General features: G+C 47.2%; 1 protein-coding gene. It reads right to left on the reverse strand.

Going from position 1 to position 553, the window contains the following annotated elements; all coding sequences use genetic code 11:
* Positions 1 to 553 (reverse strand): DNA topoisomerase (locus R8N47_RS27555; protein ID WP_318186407.1); only part of this gene is annotated, 553 nt, incomplete at both ends.

Raw genomic sequence — 553 nt, forward strand, 5'->3', positions numbered from 1 at the left:
CATCAACCCATCAATACGCTGCTCAAGTGCCTGCATGAAAGGTTGATAAGCTTGATTTCTTTCTGCCATCCCCTGAAGTTGGTGCTCCCAATGGGCGGTCATATCAGGATACGTCGCATCTTGTGGTAATGCGTTGATTAACCCTCGTCCAGCTTGCGAGCTGAGTATGGATTTACCTTGCCTTGTCAATAACTGACGCTTAAAGAGCGTACCCAAAATACCCGCACGAGTCGCTTCCGTACCTAATCCATCTGTGTCGCGCAGAAGTTTTTTCAACTCTTTATCGGCAACATAACGAGCAATTCCCGTCATCGCTTGCAGCAGAGTGGCTTCAGTAAAGTGTTTTGGTGGCTCAGTTTTTCGGTCTTTAATTTCACCTTCACGACATGTTAACACCGTGCCTTCACTTAACGGTGGCACCGCATCAATACCTTCGTCTTCTTTATCCGTTTTTCCCATCAGCGCTTTCCAACCCGGCGAAACAAGTTGACGACCTTTAGCAATGAAAATGCCACCAGCGATGTCGAATACCAATTTCGCTTCGGCATAGACA

The organism is Vibrio sp. 2132-1, assembly GCF_033344315.1.